The organism is Planktothrix paucivesiculata PCC 9631 (genome assembly GCF_900009265.2).
Taxonomy (GTDB): domain Bacteria; phylum Cyanobacteriota; class Cyanobacteriia; order Cyanobacteriales; family Microcoleaceae; genus Planktothrix; species Planktothrix paucivesiculata.
In genome coordinates this window covers 447,846-464,739 of record NZ_LR735026.1, presented here as the reverse complement: position 1 = coordinate 464,739, position 16,894 = coordinate 447,846, and the positions used below count along the sequence as shown (strand labels likewise).

Genomic DNA, 16,894 nt, shown 5'->3' with positions numbered 1-16,894 from the left:
AGGAGAATTGCCTTGTCTATTCTTGTCGTTCAGGATTTAACCCCCACCCAAATACAAGATTTAGAGCAACTCTATCAACTGGGATGGTGGAGTCATCAGAGAACCTTAAAAGATATCCAGAAAATGTTAACTCACTCTGATATTATTATCGGTTTAATCGATGATCAAACTCAAAAATTAATTGGTTTTACCAGAATTTTAACTGATTATGTTTATCGAGCCACAATTTGGGATGTCTTAGTGGAGAGTTCCTATCAAAATCAAGGTTTAGGGAAACAATTAATCCATGAAATTCTGACTCATCCCGATTTACAAGAGGTTGAATTATTTCTATTAATCTGTTTACCAGAAATGGTTGATTTTTATAATAAATTAGGGTTTAATGTATCGGATAATGTTAAGTTAATGACTCAAGAAAAAATCCCTAATTCTTGGGATTGTTAATAACCCATTACCCATTACCCATTCATTACCCATTACCTATTTTAAAAAAATTAGGAACTAGGTAGGGAAACAATATAACCCTAATACCTAATTCCTAAACCCTTGATTGATTTTTTAGGGGTTTTATCGTTCAAAATTGGAAGAACTATCAACCTCATCATCAGAATAATCTACAGGTCGATATTCAACATAATCCGTTGAATTGTCTTTCACCCGACGGTCTTCAGAATAGCGATACTCCGAAGAAGCAGAGGGACGACGGCGAGACCGGGGTGCATCAGAAGCAGAAGTTGTCCAATCCTCTCGATCTATCGCAGGCGATGCGGGTGGGCGGTTAGAGCGACTTTTAGGAGGTCTTGGTTCCCGTTCCCTAGGGGGTTCTCCCCAATCCGAGGTCGGTTCGGGACGAGATTCGGGACGAGATTCGGGACGAGATTCTGGACGAGATTCGGGACGAGATTCTGGACTGGGACGACGTTTGCGAGGACGTTCGGCCGAGGGAGGATAATCAACGGTGGTGCTTTTGCGGCTAGAGGGACGCCGACGAACCGTATCATCCTCATAATTATCTGCTCTACTTAAACGAGTATCACGACTCCCGCGAATTTGACGAGCCCGGGGCATATATTCGTCCGTTGGTTCGAGTTCGTCTAATTCTGCATCCACCCGATAAACGTCACTGACATAGCGTTCGTCGTCAACAATTGGCCCTCGTTCCTTAGCTTGGACAACGGCAATTCCTCGGAGGCGAATACTTTCCACCGCAAAGAAAACTGCACTTCCAGTTAATAAAAATTGACCAAAGGCTAGAATGGGATCAAGTCGCCATCCTTGAAACAACAGAATCCCGCCACAGAGTAACGCAATGGCGGCAAAGAAAATATCATGATCCCGTGCTAGTTTTGGCCGCCAAGAACGCAGGAAATATAATCCAGCACCAGAAACCGCGAGGGCAATGCCCACTAAGCTGCTGAAATTTAAACCTAAATTAACCATTATTTTTTCTCCTATGCCAGTCCTATCTTAGCGATTTCTTTTGAAAATCTCTACTGATCGGTGCTTGGGGCTGGGTATTTTGGCAACAATAAACATTAAGGGCTATCGATTCAGAGATAATTCTGATTCTTAGCCCCTAAGTCTATAGGTTTAACCAGGATTTTGGCAAGTCTACCTAGACCCGTTTCCAGATCACCAGTCTAGGAACGAATGACTTTATCTTTTTGGCTGATAAAGAGCAGACCGATAGTTGCAGGAATCACCACAATCAGGATTCCGGCCAGCAAACTATAGAAAAAGTTCATTAATGAAGGTGTCATAACAAATGCGATCCTTGTCTTAGAATGATTTCTTGGTTTACCAGTTTAACAAAATTTCACAATCTTGAGAAGGTATTCGTCTGTTTCTCAGAAAACTTCCCAAAACCGTTACAATTGATCGGGTAAACGGTAACAAAACTTAAAATATTTTTGCTGATCCTATGGAGACTACAACGATTTTAACGTGGGGTTTAGGTTTAATTCTGGGTTTGATGACCTTTTTATTTATTTTCCGAATTGTCCTCACCTGGTATCCCCAAGTCAATCAACAGCGTTTTCCCTTTAACCTAATTGTTTGGCCCACCGAACCCTTTTTAGTCCTTACCCGCAAAATTGTTCCGCCAGTAGGAGGAGTTGATATTACCCCGATTATTTGGGTGGGACTATTTAGTTTGTTACGAGAAATGCTCCTGGGTCAACAGGGTTTATTGCGGATGATCTGAACTCCCCCACAAATAGGAGGATAAAACAGATATTTTCTTTTTGACCCCAGAGAGTGAGAGGTTAACCTTTGAATATTAGTGGATCAGGATTGAGATCAAAACGGTGTATTATGTCCGATATCCTGGTGGTTTTGTCCAGCATTTCACTAACAACTATATTTTCTGAGTCTATTTATGCTACGCCGAATTATTCAATTTTTCAAACGACTGATTCAACGCCTGTTCGGGAAACAACCTACTCCTCCATCGCCCTCCGTCGAGACGACTCCAACTCGGACAGATACGGAATATGAAGCCCTATTTCTGCAACTGTTGGACACCTTACAACCCGCCAGCAGTCGGGGACAAATCAAAGGATGGTTAATAGGTAATCGGGTGCAAGAAACAGAGTTAGTGGCTTGGTTAGAGCGGTTTGGAACCCGTCTACAGGAAACACCCAGCCAACACGAAGAACTCGCACGACGTATGGTATTTTTAGCGGGTCTGGATGTCGGTGATTTGGGAGATGTGGCAGGAAGTATTGGTAGAAGTATCTTAGCCCAGTTAACTCCAGAAAATGAGATTACAACCTCAGATATTAATGAGGTTAAACCGATAATTGATGCAGAATTTCTCGAGGATGGGTTGAGGGTTGCTACTCCGGTCAATCCTTCTAACAATATTGAAGTTTCTCCGATTATTAATGCGGAATTTATTGGGGATGGTGTCACCAATTCAACAGAAGCAGAAACTCCAATAGTTGAGGAAACTCCCGTTAGTTACCAACCGGAAATTATTCCTGAAGAAACTCCAATTATTCAGGAAACTCCCGTTAGTTATCAACCGGATATAATTCGCGAAGAAACTCCAGTAGTTGAAGAAACTCCCGTTAGTTACCAACCGGAAATTATTCCTGAAGAAACCCCAATTATTCAGGAAACTCCCGTTAGTTACCAACCGGAAATTATTCCTGAAGAAACTCCAATTATTCAGGAAACTCCCATTAGTTATCAACCGGAAATTATTCCTGAAGAAACTCCAATAGTTGAGGAAACTCCCGTTAGTTACCAACCGGATATAATTTCTGAAGAAATTCCAATTGTTGAGGAAACTCCCATTAGTTATCAACCGGAGATTATTCCTGAAGAAACCCAAATTATTCAAGAAACTCTCGTTAGTAACGAACCGGAGATTATTCCTGAAGAAACCCCAATAGTTGAGGAAACTCCCGTTAGTTATCAACCGGAAATTATTCCTGAAGAAACCCCAATTATTCAGGAAACTCCCGTTAGTTACCAACCGGATATAATTTCTGAAGAAACTCCAATTATTCAGGAAACTCCCGTTAGTTACCAACCCGAAATTATTCCCGAAGAAACTCCAATAGTTGAGGAAAATTCACCGGAAGTTAAAGAATGGTTTGATCAAGGCATTAAACAAGATGAAGCCGGAGACTTTCAAGGAGCTTTAGACTTATTTGATCAGATACTTCAGCTACAACCTAATAATGTTTGTGTTTGGTTTTATCGAGGTAATACCCTCAGAAGTCTAGGGAGAATAGAAGAAGCATTATCATCCTTTGAGCAGGCGATTATCCTGCGACCTGAGTATGCAGATGCTTGGAATAATCGAGGTAGTGTTTTAGAAGTTTTAGATAATATGGAAGAAGCCTTAAAATCCTATCAACTTGCCGTTGATTTAGAACCCAATGATCCCTATATTTGGAATAATCGCGGAAACGCTTTATCGGATTTAGGACGACTAGAAGAAGCCTTAGAATCCTATCAACAGGCGATTCAATTAGAGCCTAATTATTTTAATGCTTTATATAACCAAGGCATTTCACAACTCAATTTAGGACAATTAGAAGATGCTTTAATTTCCTTTAATCGTGCCCTAGAATTGCAACCGGATGATGCCGATGTTTGGTATAATAAAGGTCTGACATTACAGGATTTAGGACAAACAGAAGCAGCCGTTGCCGCCTTTCAAAAAGTCAAGGAATTGCAACCGGATGAAACCGAAGGTTAAACCCATTAAAGCAGGGTGCGTGTATTTCAATACCCGCACCATTTCACTAAAATTAATATTTATGCGTTTTAGTTTTAACCCCTATTTATCGAAGATCGTAACCGTTGTTGCGATCGCATTTTCCCTCAACAGTTGCAGCAGTAAACCCGCCGACTGCATTAAACTTATCGATATGATCAATGAAGGTCAAACCCTAGTAGTTAACCTTAGCCCTAAATTAGATGGGAAAACCACCCAACAACTGTCTCAAGAATTAAACAGTATTGCAAAGGATATAGAAACCCTAAGCATTAAAGATAAATCCCTACAAACCTTTCAAAAAAACTCAACCCAACAGTTTAAAGACCTCTCCAATAGTCTAAAACAAATCGCTGAAGCCCTAACCCTTGCGGAGAAAGCCCCCGTTACTCCAGAAGGGAAAAAACAACTATTAGAAGCTCAAAAAAATGTCGAAGAAAATGGTCAAAAAGCCAAACAAATTGCCACTAATAATGAGGTATTATTCAAAGAATTAGTCAACTATTGCCCCAGTAAAAAACCCTAATGGTGAATTTCCAAACTTAAAACATAACGACCCATTTGTAGATTTTCCGACCAGAGTTCGTATTCTAAACGCACATATTCCGGCAGAGGATGTCCGACTAACTCTAACTTGCGAGTAAAATTACGCAGACGCAATTGACCCGCCATAGCTTGTAAATCCGTTTGTAAGTAATAGCGACTCAAGCCATACATTCCCTGTTGCCACAAATGACGATAACTATATTTCCCCTGTCCCTGCATCGTCATCACGGCCCGGTAGGGAGACACCTCCAGCCACAATAAACGGGGTTTCTGGGGAGGTTTTGGCGTTTCCTGGGGCAAAATATCAGGCTCCCATTCCACTAACGCCGGTTCATGTAACAATAAATGGAACTGATCTCGCTCCTTCTGATAGAGGGTTGCCGACCCCTCAATTAAAGAGCGCAGGGGTAAGTCTACGGCAACTAAAGACAGACTCACAGGGACGCGATAGTGTGTTAACATAACTCATCTCAATATTAGGTAAAATTCTCGATGTTTCCAATTTGCTTAGAGTCGAGAAAGCGGTAGGATCACCTTTAGTCATCGGTGACCTAATCTAAGATCATAAAATGCAAAAGACTATCGTAACAACAGAAAATACAGAAACTGAGCAAATATTAACAATACACCCCCCCAAATCGGGATTATCCTTACAAGGTCGCATTCGCATTCCTGGGGATAAGTCAATTTCCCATCGCGCCTTAATGTTAGGGGCCTTAGCCCAGGGTGTCACCACCATCGAAGGGTTATTGTTAGGAGCAGACCCCCGGAGCACCGCCCAATGTTTTTCTCGGATGGGGGCAGAAATTTCCGAGTTAAATTCCGAACGGGTAGAAGTCAAAGGCATTGGACTGGGTAATCTGCAAGAACCCCTGGAGGTTTTAGACGCCGGAAATTCCGGTACAACCCTACGGTTAATGTTAGGAATACTTGCCTCCCACCCCGGACGATTTTTTAGTGTCACCGGGGATAGTTCCCTGGTACGTCGCCCCATGTCCCGGGTTACTCAACCTTTACAACAGATGGGAGCCACCATTTGGGGCCGTCAAGGGGGGTCTTATGCGCCCCTAGCGGTTCAGGGCCAAGCCCTGCGCCCGATTCATTATGTTTCCCCCATTGCTTCAGCCCAGGTTAAATCCTGTATTCTGTTAGCCGCCTTGATGACGGAAGGCGAAACCACCGTCACCGAACCCGCCCTATCTAGGGATCATAGTGAACGAATGTTAAGAGCTTTTGGCGCGAATTTAACCGTTGAACCGGATACCTTTAGTGTAACGGTTAAAGGGCCAGCAGAATTACACGGTCAGCACGTTGTGGTTCCGGGGGATATTAGTTCGGCGGCTTTTTGGTTAGTGGCGGCGGCCATTGTTCCGGGGTCGGAATTAGTGGTAGAAAATGTGGGGGTGAACCCAACTCGCACCGGGATTTTAGAAGCCTTAGAAAAAATGGGGGCCAATCTTCAATTAGAGAATGAACGGACTGTGGCGGGGGAACCTGTGGCGGATATTCGAGTGAAATATGGCGCGTTAAAAGCCTGTGAAATTGGGGGGGATATTATTCCTCGATTAATTGATGAAATTCCAATTTTAGCGGTGGCTGCGGCTTTTGCTGAAGGAACAACAATTATTAAAGATGCGGAAGAATTAAGGGTAAAAGAAAGCGATCGGATTACCGTGATGGCAACTCAAATGAGTCAATTGGGAGCTAAGATTAGGGAACGTCCCGACGGCTTAGAAATTACCGGGGGTTTCCCTTTAACCGGGACGGAAGTGGATAGCGATACGGATCATCGAATTGCCATGAGTTTAGCGATCGCCGCTTTAAATTCCCAAGGAAAAACCACGATTCACCGCGCCGAAGCCGCCGGAATTTCTTACCCGAATTTCGTGGCTACGTTAACCGCAATTTGTACGGTTTAAAATTGTCTTAAAAACCAAGAAACTCGGTTTCTGATTAGTTGAGAAGCCGGGTTTTAATAAGAGCGATCGCATTTCTTAAACTAATTTTGATCATTGCTTTGGGTTAAGCGATCGCACCTATAAATTAAGCCTCTGAATTATTGCTCATTCGGCTAATATAATCAAGGATTGTTCCTAAATTATTGCGGATTTTTATAAATTTTTGCAACCCAGTATTAGAAGCTGCTATCGCCTCTTGTTGGTCTTGGCGGGCTTGGGCTATTTTCTTGTCAATTTCTTCATAAACTTGCTGCTCGAAATCCTTCTCTTGCTGCAAGATTTGATCTTCTAAATCTTTAGCAATGACTTGAAACTGGCTCGTAATATTTCGGCGACTATCAGCCATTTGTTGTTGACGTTGATTCTCTTTTTGCATTTCTACCAAGTCAACACCAACAGAAGCCAATGCAAGAATAGGGCCTAAAAAACTAGCGACATTACCAATATCTTTAGCAATTCCCACTGCTTGCCAAGGTTTAAACTTAAATCCCACAAATTTGCCAACTTCTAAAACAGCTTGATGCAAACTACTACCCGCTACATCTATAGAATGTAAAAAGCCTTCTGCTCCAGTTTTTAGAAAATTGTTGGTAGCCAGTTTAGAAACTTGTACTCCTGCGGTTTCGCCAATGGCTTTAATCCAGGTGACTTGAACTTTTAGACGTTCCATATCTATGCCTGCACTAACATTATTAGCCGAAACGGTTTGATTTTTGTCAAGGCAAGCAACAAAAGACTGAACTAAATTATCCTGAAAAACAGTTTCAAATTCTTGGCGGACATCCTCTACCGCAGCATTAATAACATCTTGTAATTCTGCTGCGGCTGTTTCATAATATTTTTTAAGATTGAGTTCAATTTGTTGATTTAAGAGAGTGGAATCTTTATCTGTTCCTACCGCATTTGCTAAAACTGTTCCTTCTTTAACAATTTGTGAGGACATTTTCAAAGCAATATTTTTAACTTTCGTTTGTAAACGACTGCGTTCTTTACGAAGAACACGGGAAAGACGAGTTAAAATCTCTAAAAAAGCATTATCTTCAGGGGAATTTCGAGTAAAAATTAATTCCGCTTCATCAACAAAACCTAAAGCAATCCGAATGGGGGTATCGAATTTCACGAAAGTAGCGCGTTTTTGAACAAATTTATTTAAAGCATCAATGAAAGTTTGAAAACGACTAATTTCTATCAGAAAATCTTCTTTTTCATCAATACCTTCACAGTAATCTTTTGCATCAATAAAACAAACCGGAAATTCATCAAAACTATAGGGTTTTAGTGCTTGAGCTAAACTTTCACGATAATTAGCAATCAGTTCTTCTTCCTCTCCGGCTCCATCTGACATTTTATTAACAACTAACATCATTTTCCAGCGATAACCTTTGTTATAGGCTAAGTTTTTGAAATTCTCAACTGTGATAGAGTCAAACAGCATATAAGTTAGACAAAATACCAGTAAGTCAGCTTGATTAATTGCCTCGTATGTAATTTGATCATGATCTTGGCGTTCAGTAAATAACCCTGGCGTGTCAATAATTTTAATCCCATTCCAGTTATAAGCGGTTGTTCTATCTGTAGCAATATCGGCATCAATTTTAATATCTCTGTTTCCGGTTAATGCAGAAATTATGGTTGATTTACCTGAGCTATATTGCCCAATAAAAGCAACGCTTAAAACTCCATCTTCTCGATATACTTTTAAATTCTCTCGCAGCTTTTCCTGAATTTCTGTCAGTTCTGGGAGATTGGCTTCAGCGAGTAATTTCTCAAAATAAGCCAAGATTTTATTAAATTTTTCACCTACTATAGCTGATTTAAAGATAGAGTTTTGAGCAGCCATTTTTTTCTTCCTTAATTTAAGGTTTACAAGATTTTATTATCATTGATGATTAGATCCTCTTGAAGTACACTCTTAAGTTCTTCTGAGGATTTATTGACCGAAATCTTAACTTTTGTCTGGATCAGAATTTTCTGACCAAAATTTCTCTCAACTTTTTTAATGCTGTTATTGATATTTTGAGGATTTAATTCTTCATCTCGATCATTCAGCCAGTCAATAATTCGTTTGGCATAACCACGATTAAGCCATTTAGAATTATCCTTTAGTTCATTATTTGCCTTATCTAACTGTTTAGCAATATCGTCTAATCCTTCGATTAACTTATTAAAATAAACCTCGATTGCTGTGATAATACTTTGACAAGATTGAATGAAATTCTCATCGGCTTGCTTAAGATATTTGCGTTTCTCCTGGTTAAGCTGTGTATATAATTCCTCAGAGATTTTTTGAACGGCTTCTCGTCTTTTTTGCTCCTTAGACTTAAACAAGTTTTTAGCAAAACCTACCAGTCCACCTACAATGCTAACAACTAAAGCTATAGGGGGAGAAACAAACACTAAAATAGCAGAAGCTATCAGTAAAATACTACCACTGATTCTAAAAATATCGCGAAAATTAATAGAGCCTTGTTCCTTAAAACTAAATTTATATTGTCCAATTTGGGCGACAAGCTCTAGCTCACGACCGACTTCCTCTAATATTTCTTGAACTTCTTTATTAAAGGTTTTACTCGATTCTTCATAACTCCCTCTTAACCGTTGCTCAAATTGTAAGGAGTTAAGGGTTTTCTCCCATCCTAATGTTAATTCCTGTTCCTTAGACTGCCAATGCTGTTCTGCAAAAGTCGGAACTGCATTAATTGCATCTTGAAAAATTGTCTCAGTTTGTTGCAATAAAAAAGCTTGGGTATCTTTTTGGGTTTTCCGAACCTTGGTGAAAATTCCTCCTCGTTTACTCTTAAGAGTCTCGCTAAGTTGATGATAAATTTTTGATTGTTCTTGAACCCATTGTAAGGGTGCTTTTTCAGCAGTTGTTAAGTTAGGATTATCAATTGAGCCAACGGTAGAACCGAGTAAAGTTTGCGATCTTCTGATTTTTCCATGTTTAATTAGAGAAGATCGAATTGAGTCTAAAAAGTTTTGGATTTTACTAGCTTGAAAAAGTTGATCTTTATGATGCTGATGTTCAGGTTCACGGGACATTTGAGCAGCCAATAACATTACAGGAATAATATCAAAGTAATCATTGGCATAATATTCTTGAGCATAACGTTGAATTCGATCAATATGTCCTCTTAAACCACTTTGACCTTCCATGGCAAACAGTTTATTAGGATCTTTGAGAAATTTATCTAATTCATAAGGGCCACGTTTTGAGTCTTTAAAGTTTTTGTGAACGTTCAATAGAATAATTAAAGGCTTGGCTTTTTCTTTTAAAAGTCGTAAAAAATGAAATTCGCTTTCTTGAATACTATCATCGGTAACAACATAACAAATAATATCTGATTCATCAATAATACTTTCAGCAATTTCTTCATCGCTTTTCCCTCCAGGCGCACCAATTCCAGGGGTATCAATAATTCTGATATTTTTCCATTCATAAACACGATTAAACCGGGTTGTTCGTTGTTTTCCGACCCCGATCGCATCCCACCCATCATTAGTAATAATAGCGTGAAGTGTCGTTTTTCCGGCTTTAGTTCGACCCATAAAAGCAATACTAAAGTAATTCAATGCTTGTCTTTTAGAACGCAGTGAATCTTGTATACTTTCTAGTTGTTGAATAATTTGTCCGGTCAGTGCTTCTTCAGTTACTTTAAGCTGTTTTACGACTTCCTGAGTAGTTAGGTTTACTTGAGCGTTCCCTGTCCTTTTGTTTTCAATTGATTGAACATTTAATTTAATGCTTTTCTGTAACCCTTTTAAAGCCGAGTCAGTTTTCACTAATGCCAAATCCGCATATTTATAATCTTCTTCTGCAATAGCAGCACATTGACGGATTGCTTGATCATATTCTGGGCCGGATAATAAAATTTCCTGTCGGAGTTGTTCAATTTTTTCCGTTTTTCCTACAAATTTAGCTAAATCATCAATTAGTGATTGGGATAGAATAGTACCCGCTTTTTTAAGTAAACGCGCTCCAATTGAAAGTTCTTGCTTCTCGCTACCAATAATTGAATGAGTATCGGAAAATGCACCCGCTTCGATTAATTGTTTCTGAACTTCTCCCTCTGGCCAATTCCAAAGTTGAGCGACCTGTTGCGCCATTTTTCGTTCCAATACAGAACAAAATCCATCGACATAAGCGATCGCTAAAATTTGGTTCATCGCTTCTTGTTGCTGACCGGGTAGGATCTGCTTTGCGATCTCCTCAATGGATAGGTAATCGTCATCTTGACCTAATATTTTTTCCATTTCTGCGATCGTGCGTTCTCCGATCCCAACTTCAACCGCAAGTTCATGAAGTGTTTTGGATTCTTCACTGTGAATCTGTTGATCAGCACAGACCATGTGAGTCACCAGCAAAAACTGATAGTCGAGGGACGGGTCAACGACTGGCGAATAATTAGACATAATTTAGGTTAGGACTGGAGGAAGGGAAAAAGGCAGAAGATGTGGAGCAGTCTTAATGTTTTGAATTATACAACAGGAAGGAAAATTTTAAAATCCTTACCTTAATGGGCTGCGGGAGCTTTTGCACCTTTACCTCCCTTACCTAAAAAGAATAATAACGGTAATGAACATAAAAACGCCACCCCCACCACCCTAAAAATATCAGCAAAAGAGAGAACCGCCACTTGGGTATCGACAATTTGACTTAATGACACCAAAGCTTATGGAATTTTAAAGCTTATTATATATAGATCGCGATTGCTCCGATTTTATAGGGATAAAAGTTTTTGTTTTACAAAGTGTTTAATATTGCTATATAATAAATAAATCTGCTCACTCTAAAAGAGATGTTATCTAAACTACGAGTTCAGCACTATAAAAGCCTCTTTGATACAGAAGTTAATTTAGAACCCTTAACTGTCTTTATTGGGCCGAATGGTTCGGGAAAATCAAATATTTGTGAATCTTTAGCTGTATTATCTGATTTTCTCCAAAAGGTGATAGCTACTACTACTGCTAGGAATGATAAAGGGCTAATACATTTGTTTGGCGATTCTTCAACAATTGTAAGTAAGAATCAACAGAGTTTTGAATCTAAATTCTGGCAGGGAAAACTAGATTCACTGTTGTTTGAAGTGAGTACCCGTTCTACAACAGAAAGCAATTCTTCTGAAGAAACTACAATATTTTCAGATCTATTAGTCAATCTTGATTATCGGCAGAAAAAAGTTTTTATAGAAAATCTTAAACAGACTTGTGATAAAATAAGTCATTCTGCTTATGAACTCAAAGAATTTTTGGTTTCTAATCAATACCACGATTCTTTTGTTGCTAATGCCTTAAGAAAGGTAAGTATTTACAATTTTTCCGCAGTTCACTTATCCGATGATGACTCATCAAATGGTGGCATGGAAAAGACAGGGCAAGGAATTGCTTCTGCTTTAGTTGATATTTTGCACAATAATCGTAAAAAGTTTGATGAATTAGAGGAACGTTTAACACAACTTGTTCCCAATATACAAGGAATTAAATTACCTAGTAATAATCCAACCTTCCGTGGTAGACAGACCTTTTTGCTGGAATTAGTTGATAGATATTCAGAACATCATATCCCAGCTTCTGACATATCCGATGGAACATTGAGAATCCTGGCTTTTCTAACTGCACTTTATCAAGAACACACTCCGAGTATTCTTTGTTTTGAAGAAATAGAGAATGGAGTTCATCCCTGGTTACTGCATAAAATGATGGAATTATTGAAAATAGTATCAACAGAAGGAATAGCGGGTAAACCTGTTCAAGTTTTAATTACAACCCATTCTCCTGTCCTGTTAAATTATGTTGAGCCTTATCAAGTTCGTGCTGTTGAACTAGATAACGAAGGTAAAACTCAAGTTCATAGTTTACCCATAGATTCTGTGCGTTTTCAAAAAGCACTGGAAGCTTATGATGGCGCTTTAGGTGAACTTTGGTTTACTAATATATTTGGAGGAAATCCCCTATGAGTCGTCCGATTCGTATTGGGTTAATTGCTGAAGGGGAAGCAGAATTAGGCGATAGTATTCCTTATATTAAACCCGAAGACGGTGGAAAAATTATTGAAAAGGATAAAGAAGGAGCGCTTCATACTTTAATTAGACGAGAACTCAAAAGTGCGGGATTACCTGATTGTGATTTTGTTGATTTTGTACAAAGACACCCATTAAGTAATGAAAGTCGAGTCTGTAAACGGCGTACTGGATATTCAATTTTAGACCTCAAATATTTAGCACAGGTGGTAATTTCTTGGAAACCAGAGGAGGTAGATCTAATCCTAATTGTAGTTGATGCGGATGATAAACTATCTCAAAGACAGAAGGACTTAGAACGTGCTTTGAATAGAATTCGTGATAATCATTTAGATGTTAATGATCAATCGATTAATGATCGCAGTGCTGGTGGTTTAGCCATTAAGAATTTTGAGGCGTGGTTGTTGGCTGATATTCAAACTGTTTCAAGGATTTTAGATGTAGAAATTGAACAACTGGAGAATATGGAAATCTTAGATGATATCAAGAATGTTTTAGAAACAGCGATCGCAAAATCAACTTATCTCTCAGAAGTTAGTAGCAATCAACGACCACTTCAAATCCGATGGAAACTAGGGTTTGAGATTGATTTAGACATTATTAAAACTTGTTGTTCAACTGGATATGCTCCTTTCACCAAAGGTTTAACGGAGGCGGCAAAAGTGGTGATGGACGTACTCAAAACAACAAATAGTTCACAGTCAAATGAAGCAGAAACCCAATTTTAATTAGATGCTATTCAAGATTATTCATAGTCCTTTTGTTTTTGTTGAGCAAAATCTTCACTACTGGTGGGAGCATGAGCATATTTTCCTTGTAGGGTATTAATCAAAATTTTTCGTTTTTTGAGTTTATCAACAGAAATCAATCGTTCTTCTAAAACATCTTCTTTTCCTTTTTCAAAAGATTCTTTAAACCCAGGAATTTCAAGTAATTCTTCTGTTGCTTCTTGACTTTCTCGTTCTGCTAAATACGATAAAAAATCCGCAGCTACCCTGAGTTTTTCTGGAGATAGCTGATCAACATACTGTTTAACTTGATTGCGAATATCGGTAACGTTCATAAAGTGCTTTTGAATTGGGTTATTGTCTATTATATATTTTTTTATAGAAACTCTAAATCCGTTATAAAAATGTATTAAAATCTAATTCATCCTAGGGTTGAGTTTACCTCCCCTACCTAAAAAGAATAATAAAGAATTAAAATGAGGTTAGCGATTGCATAATTGCTCACCCGCCCCTAAACTAGCCCAACTATCCGTTAGGACATATCCGCCCGAGAGGATCAAAATCAAGGGCCTACCCGGGTCAAAGTCCGTGACATTATATCGATCCGAGGGAGCAATGACAACCTCCTCTAAAATTACGGGTGTCCCCACTACACATTGACCCCAATAACGTTACATTAGGTTGTAGTATCTCAATAAAAATTTACATCGGGACATTAAAACCTATCATCGTCCCCCACCAGGGATGACAACTCCATAAAAATAAACGTCATAAGGGAGTGAGCATAAAAAATGTTTGAATACTTCTCGGATAAGGCAATTAAGGCGGTGATGTTAGCTCAGGAAGAAGCCCGACGCCTGGGACATAACTTTGTAGGAACAGAACAAATTCTTGTGGGCTTGATGAGTGAAGGAACCAGTGTTGCTGCCAAAACCTTGAAGGCGCAAGGGTTAGCCCTCCGTGAAGTCCAAAAAGAAGTTGAGGCAATTATTGGTCGTGGGTCAGGTTTCCTGCCCGTGGAAATTCCCTTTACCCCCAGGGCCAAACGCATCTTTGAAACCGCGATGAAAGAAGCGCGACAAATGGGCAATAACTATATCGGCCCCGAACATATTTTACTCGGATTACTCCAAGACAACGAAGGGGTAGCGTCAAAAGTCCTAGAAAATCTGGGGGTTGACCGTTCTCAAGTGCGGACTGAGGTAATTCGATCCCTGGGAGAAGAAGCCACCGTCGCCCCGGGGGGAGGAAGTCGCAGCAAGTCCACCAAAACCGCCACCCTGGACGAATTCGGCACAAACCTCACCCAACTGGCCGCCGAAGGCAAACTTGACCCGATGATCGGTCGTCAACGGGAAATTGAGCGGGTAATTCAAATTCTGGGACGCCGCACGAAAAATAACCCCGTGTTGGTGGGTGAACCCGGGGTGGGAAAAACCGCCATTGCGGAAGGCTTGGCCCAACGCATTGTCAATAACGATGTTCCCGATGTCCTGGAAAACAAGCAAGTGATCAGCTTGAACATGGGAACCCTGATCTCTGGAACCCGCTTCCGGGGGGAATTTGAAGAACGGCTGAAAACCATTGTCGAAGAAATTCGTACCGCCGGAAATATCATTTTAGTCATCGATGAACTGCATACCATTGTGGGTGCAGGTTCCATTGAAGGGACTATGGACGCCTCCAATATGCTCAAACCCTCCCTCGCCCGGGGTGAGTTGCAATGCTTAGGGGCGACTACCCTGGATGAATACCGCAAATATATTGAACGGGATGCGGCCCTGGAACGGCGGTTCCAACCGGTGATGGTCGGCGAACCCACCGTGGAAGAAACCGTGGAAATTCTGTTCGGCTTGCGTCGCGCTTATGAACAACACCATCAATTAACGATTTCCGATCAGGCATTATACGCGGCGGCGACCCTATCTGATCGCTATATTAGCGATCGCTTTTTACCCGATAAAGCCATTGATTTAATTGATGAAGCGGGTTCGCGAGTCCGGGTGATGAATTCCAAAGTTCCCCCCGAATTACGCGAGTTAAAACGGGAATTAACTAAAGTTATTGGCGAAAAAGAAACAGCCGTCAAACTCCAAGATTTCGATCAAGCCAGTCAACTGCGCGATCGCGAATTGGAAATCAAAGATAAACTAGAAACCCCCACTGAAAAAACCAATATAGCGGGTACGGGTTTAGTTGTTACTGAAGACGATATTGCCGAAATTTTAGCTGCATGGACAGGTATTAATGTCAATAAATTAACCGAATCAGAATCGGTAAAATTATTGAAATTGGAAGATATCTTACATGAACGTTTAATTGGTCAAAATGAAGCGGTAGGGGCCGTTTCTCGCGCCATTCGTCGTGCCCGGGTGGGATTAAAAAATCCCGATCGCCCGATTGCCAGTTTCATTTTTTCTGGCCCCACGGGAGTCGGAAAAACCGAATTAACTAAAGCCCTAGCGACCTATTTCTTCGGGGCAGAAGACGCGATGATTCGTTTAGATATGTCGGAATATATGGAACGACATACGGTGTCTAAATTAATCGGTTCTCCCCCAGGATTTGTTGGCTATGAAGAAGGCGGGCAATTAACTGAAGCCGTCCGTCGTCGTCCCTATACGGTGGTGCTATTTGATGAAATTGAAAAAGCCCATCCCGATGTCTTCAATTTGTTATTACAAATCTTAGAAGATGGACGTTTAACCGATGCTAAAGGTCGCACGGTCAGTTTCAAAAACACCTTAATTATCATGACCTCAAACGTGGGTTCTAAGGTAATTGAAAAAGGCGGCGGCGGTTTAGGATTTGAATGGGGTGCTGCTTCTGAAGCAGATCAGCAATATAACCGGATTAAAAATTTAGTCCATGAGGAACTCAAACAATATTTTCGGCCGGAATTTCTTAACCGTTTGGATGAAATTATTGTCTTCCGTCAATTGCTGAAATCTGAAGTTAAGCAAATTGCCGAAATCTTACTCCGAGATCTGCTGGCCAGGTTAATGGAAAGGGATATTACTTTAACGGTGAGTGAAGGGTTCAAAGATCATTTAGTTAATGTGGGTTTTGATCCTAAATATGGGGCAAGACCGTTACGTCGGGCCTTAATGAATCTGTTAGAAGATGCCTTAGCTGAAGCCTTATTAGCTGGAACAATTAAGGATGGCGATCGAGCATTTATTGATGTGGATCAACAGGGGAAAGTCACGATTTCACCCGGAGATCATGCCCTGAATTCTCTGAATGAATACGCCGTTACCCATTCCTAATTAACTTTAATTCTCATCCAACCCGTCTTACTCCGGTAGGGCGGGTTTTTTAGATCAAGTTCACTGTCCTGGTTGAAGATGAATAATTGAGCCCTGAAGGGCTCACTACGATTTACTACTTGAGATCAATAATTGAGCCCTG

15 protein-coding genes are annotated in these 16,894 nt (G+C 40.2%); 8 read left to right on the top strand and 7 right to left on the bottom strand.

All coding sequences use genetic code 11. The annotated features are described in order from the left end of the window. Nucleotides 1-12: 12 nt before the first annotated feature. The gene (locus tag PL9631_RS22630) at nt 13-444 is read left to right on the top strand and encodes a GNAT family N-acetyltransferase (RefSeq protein ID WP_083623873.1); all 432 of its coding nucleotides are present in this window, start codon (nt 13-15) and stop codon (nt 442-444) included. Nucleotides 445-567: 123 nt separating this feature from the next. Here PL9631_RS22630 and PL9631_RS22625 read toward each other — a convergent pair whose 3' ends face one another. After that, nucleotides 568-1,440, bottom strand: a complete 873-nt coding sequence (locus PL9631_RS22625; RefSeq protein ID WP_083623872.1) for a Ycf66 family protein — start codon at nt 1,438-1,440, stop codon at nt 568-570. A 200-nt stretch (nt 1,441-1,640) separates the two neighbouring features. Further along, the gene (psbX, locus tag PL9631_RS22620; RefSeq protein ID WP_083623870.1) at nt 1,641-1,760 is read right to left on the bottom strand and encodes a photosystem II reaction center X protein; all 120 of its coding nucleotides are present in this window, start codon (nt 1,758-1,760) and stop codon (nt 1,641-1,643) included. A 161-nt stretch (nt 1,761-1,921) separates the two neighbouring features. Here psbX and PL9631_RS22615 point away from each other — a divergent pair, with 161 nt between their 5' ends. The 3 genes from PL9631_RS22615 to PL9631_RS22605 all read left to right on the top strand — a co-directional run bounded on the left by PL9631_RS22615 (nt 1,922) and on the right by PL9631_RS22605 (nt 4,757). Further along, nucleotides 1,922-2,203: a YggT family protein gene (locus tag PL9631_RS22615; RefSeq protein WP_083623869.1), complete on the top strand. Its 282-nt coding sequence runs from the start codon at nt 1,922-1,924 to the stop codon at nt 2,201-2,203. Between the two features lie 174 nt (nt 2,204-2,377). Next, nucleotides 2,378-4,213, top strand: coding sequence for a tetratricopeptide repeat protein (locus PL9631_RS22610; RefSeq protein WP_083623867.1), 1,836 nt, complete (start codon nt 2,378-2,380; stop codon nt 4,211-4,213). A gap of 61 nt (nt 4,214-4,274) precedes the next feature. Beyond that, complete coding sequence (locus PL9631_RS22605) at nt 4,275-4,757, top strand: hypothetical protein (protein ID WP_156090661.1); 483 nt, start codon at nt 4,275-4,277, stop codon at nt 4,755-4,757. Here PL9631_RS22605 and PL9631_RS22600 read toward each other — a convergent pair. After that, nucleotides 4,754-5,239: a hypothetical protein gene (locus PL9631_RS22600; RefSeq protein ID WP_083623864.1), complete on the bottom strand. Its 486-nt coding sequence runs from the start codon at nt 5,237-5,239 to the stop codon at nt 4,754-4,756. The genes PL9631_RS22605 and PL9631_RS22600 overlap by 4 nt on opposite strands. A gap of 107 nt (nt 5,240-5,346) precedes the next feature. Here PL9631_RS22600 and aroA point away from each other — a divergent pair, with 107 nt between their 5' ends. Next, on the top strand, nt 5,347-6,696 hold the full coding sequence (gene aroA, locus PL9631_RS22595; RefSeq protein WP_083623863.1) for a 3-phosphoshikimate 1-carboxyvinyltransferase: 1,350 nt from the start codon (nt 5,347-5,349) through the stop codon (nt 6,694-6,696). Between the two features lie 124 nt (nt 6,697-6,820). Here aroA and PL9631_RS22590 read toward each other — a convergent pair whose 3' ends face one another. The 3 genes from PL9631_RS22590 to PL9631_RS22580 all read right to left on the bottom strand — a co-directional run bounded on the left by PL9631_RS22590 (nt 6,821) and on the right by PL9631_RS22580 (nt 11,402). After that, nucleotides 6,821-8,575 (bottom strand): GTPase, encoded by a 1,755-nt coding sequence (locus PL9631_RS22590; RefSeq protein ID WP_083623862.1) that lies wholly within the window; start codon nt 8,573-8,575, stop codon nt 6,821-6,823. A gap of 23 nt (nt 8,576-8,598) precedes the next feature. Further along, complete coding sequence (locus tag PL9631_RS22585) at nt 8,599-11,148, bottom strand: GTPase (RefSeq protein WP_083623860.1); 2,550 nt, start codon at nt 11,146-11,148, stop codon at nt 8,599-8,601. Nucleotides 11,149-11,249: 101 nt separating this feature from the next. Next, on the bottom strand, nt 11,250-11,402 hold the full coding sequence (locus tag PL9631_RS22580; protein ID WP_156090660.1) for a hypothetical protein: 153 nt from the start codon (nt 11,400-11,402) through the stop codon (nt 11,250-11,252). Between the two features lie 132 nt (nt 11,403-11,534). On the opposite strand from PL9631_RS22580, the gene PL9631_RS22575 reads away from it, so the two are divergent. Both PL9631_RS22575 and PL9631_RS22570 read left to right on the top strand, forming a co-directional pair. After that, nucleotides 11,535-12,692 (top strand): AAA family ATPase, encoded by a 1,158-nt coding sequence (locus PL9631_RS22575; protein WP_083623858.1) that lies wholly within the window; start codon nt 11,535-11,537, stop codon nt 12,690-12,692. Beyond that, the gene (locus tag PL9631_RS22570) at nt 12,689-13,483 is read left to right on the top strand and encodes a hypothetical protein (protein WP_083623857.1); all 795 of its coding nucleotides are present in this window, start codon (nt 12,689-12,691) and stop codon (nt 13,481-13,483) included. The genes PL9631_RS22575 and PL9631_RS22570 overlap by 4 nt, the downstream gene beginning before the upstream one ends. A gap of 17 nt (nt 13,484-13,500) precedes the next feature. On the opposite strand, the gene PL9631_RS22565 is transcribed toward PL9631_RS22570, so the two are convergent. After that, complete coding sequence (locus tag PL9631_RS22565) at nt 13,501-13,818, bottom strand: hypothetical protein (RefSeq protein WP_156090659.1); 318 nt, start codon at nt 13,816-13,818, stop codon at nt 13,501-13,503. Between the two features lie 456 nt (nt 13,819-14,274). Between PL9631_RS22565 and PL9631_RS22560 the strand changes: the two genes are divergently transcribed. After that, on the top strand, nt 14,275-16,752 hold the full coding sequence (locus tag PL9631_RS22560; RefSeq protein ID WP_083623855.1) for an ATP-dependent Clp protease ATP-binding subunit: 2,478 nt from the start codon (nt 14,275-14,277) through the stop codon (nt 16,750-16,752). The last annotated feature ends 142 nt before the right edge of the window (nt 16,753-16,894 follow it).

Coding starts and splice junctions, on each gene's coding strand:
- psbX (WP_083623870.1), bottom strand. CDS start 1,760: ATGACACCTTCATTAATGAACTTTTTCTATAGTTTGCTGGCCGGAATC.
- PL9631_RS22585 (WP_083623860.1), bottom strand. CDS start 11,148: ATGTCTAATTATTCGCCAGTCGTTGACCCGTCCCTCGACTATCAGTTT.
- PL9631_RS22565 (WP_156090659.1), bottom strand. CDS start 13,818: ATGAACGTTACCGATATTCGCAATCAAGTTAAACAGTATGTTGATCAG.
- PL9631_RS22615 (WP_083623869.1), top strand. CDS start 1,922: ATGGAGACTACAACGATTTTAACGTGGGGTTTAGGTTTAATTCTGGGT.
- PL9631_RS22600 (WP_083623864.1), bottom strand. CDS start 5,239: ATGTTAACACACTATCGCGTCCCTGTGAGTCTGTCTTTAGTTGCCGTA.
- PL9631_RS22590 (WP_083623862.1), bottom strand. CDS start 8,575: ATGGCTGCTCAAAACTCTATCTTTAAATCAGCTATAGTAGGTGAAAAA.
- PL9631_RS22570 (WP_083623857.1), top strand. CDS start 12,689: ATGAGTCGTCCGATTCGTATTGGGTTAATTGCTGAAGGGGAAGCAGAA.
- PL9631_RS22610 (WP_083623867.1), top strand. CDS start 2,378: ATGCTACGCCGAATTATTCAATTTTTCAAACGACTGATTCAACGCCTG.
- PL9631_RS22575 (WP_083623858.1), top strand. CDS start 11,535: ATGTTATCTAAACTACGAGTTCAGCACTATAAAAGCCTCTTTGATACA.
- PL9631_RS22625 (WP_083623872.1), bottom strand. CDS start 1,440: ATGGTTAATTTAGGTTTAAATTTCAGCAGCTTAGTGGGCATTGCCCTC.
- PL9631_RS22605 (WP_156090661.1), top strand. CDS start 4,275: ATGCGTTTTAGTTTTAACCCCTATTTATCGAAGATCGTAACCGTTGTT.
- aroA (WP_083623863.1), top strand. CDS start 5,347: ATGCAAAAGACTATCGTAACAACAGAAAATACAGAAACTGAGCAAATA.
- PL9631_RS22560 (WP_083623855.1), top strand. CDS start 14,275: ATGTTTGAATACTTCTCGGATAAGGCAATTAAGGCGGTGATGTTAGCT.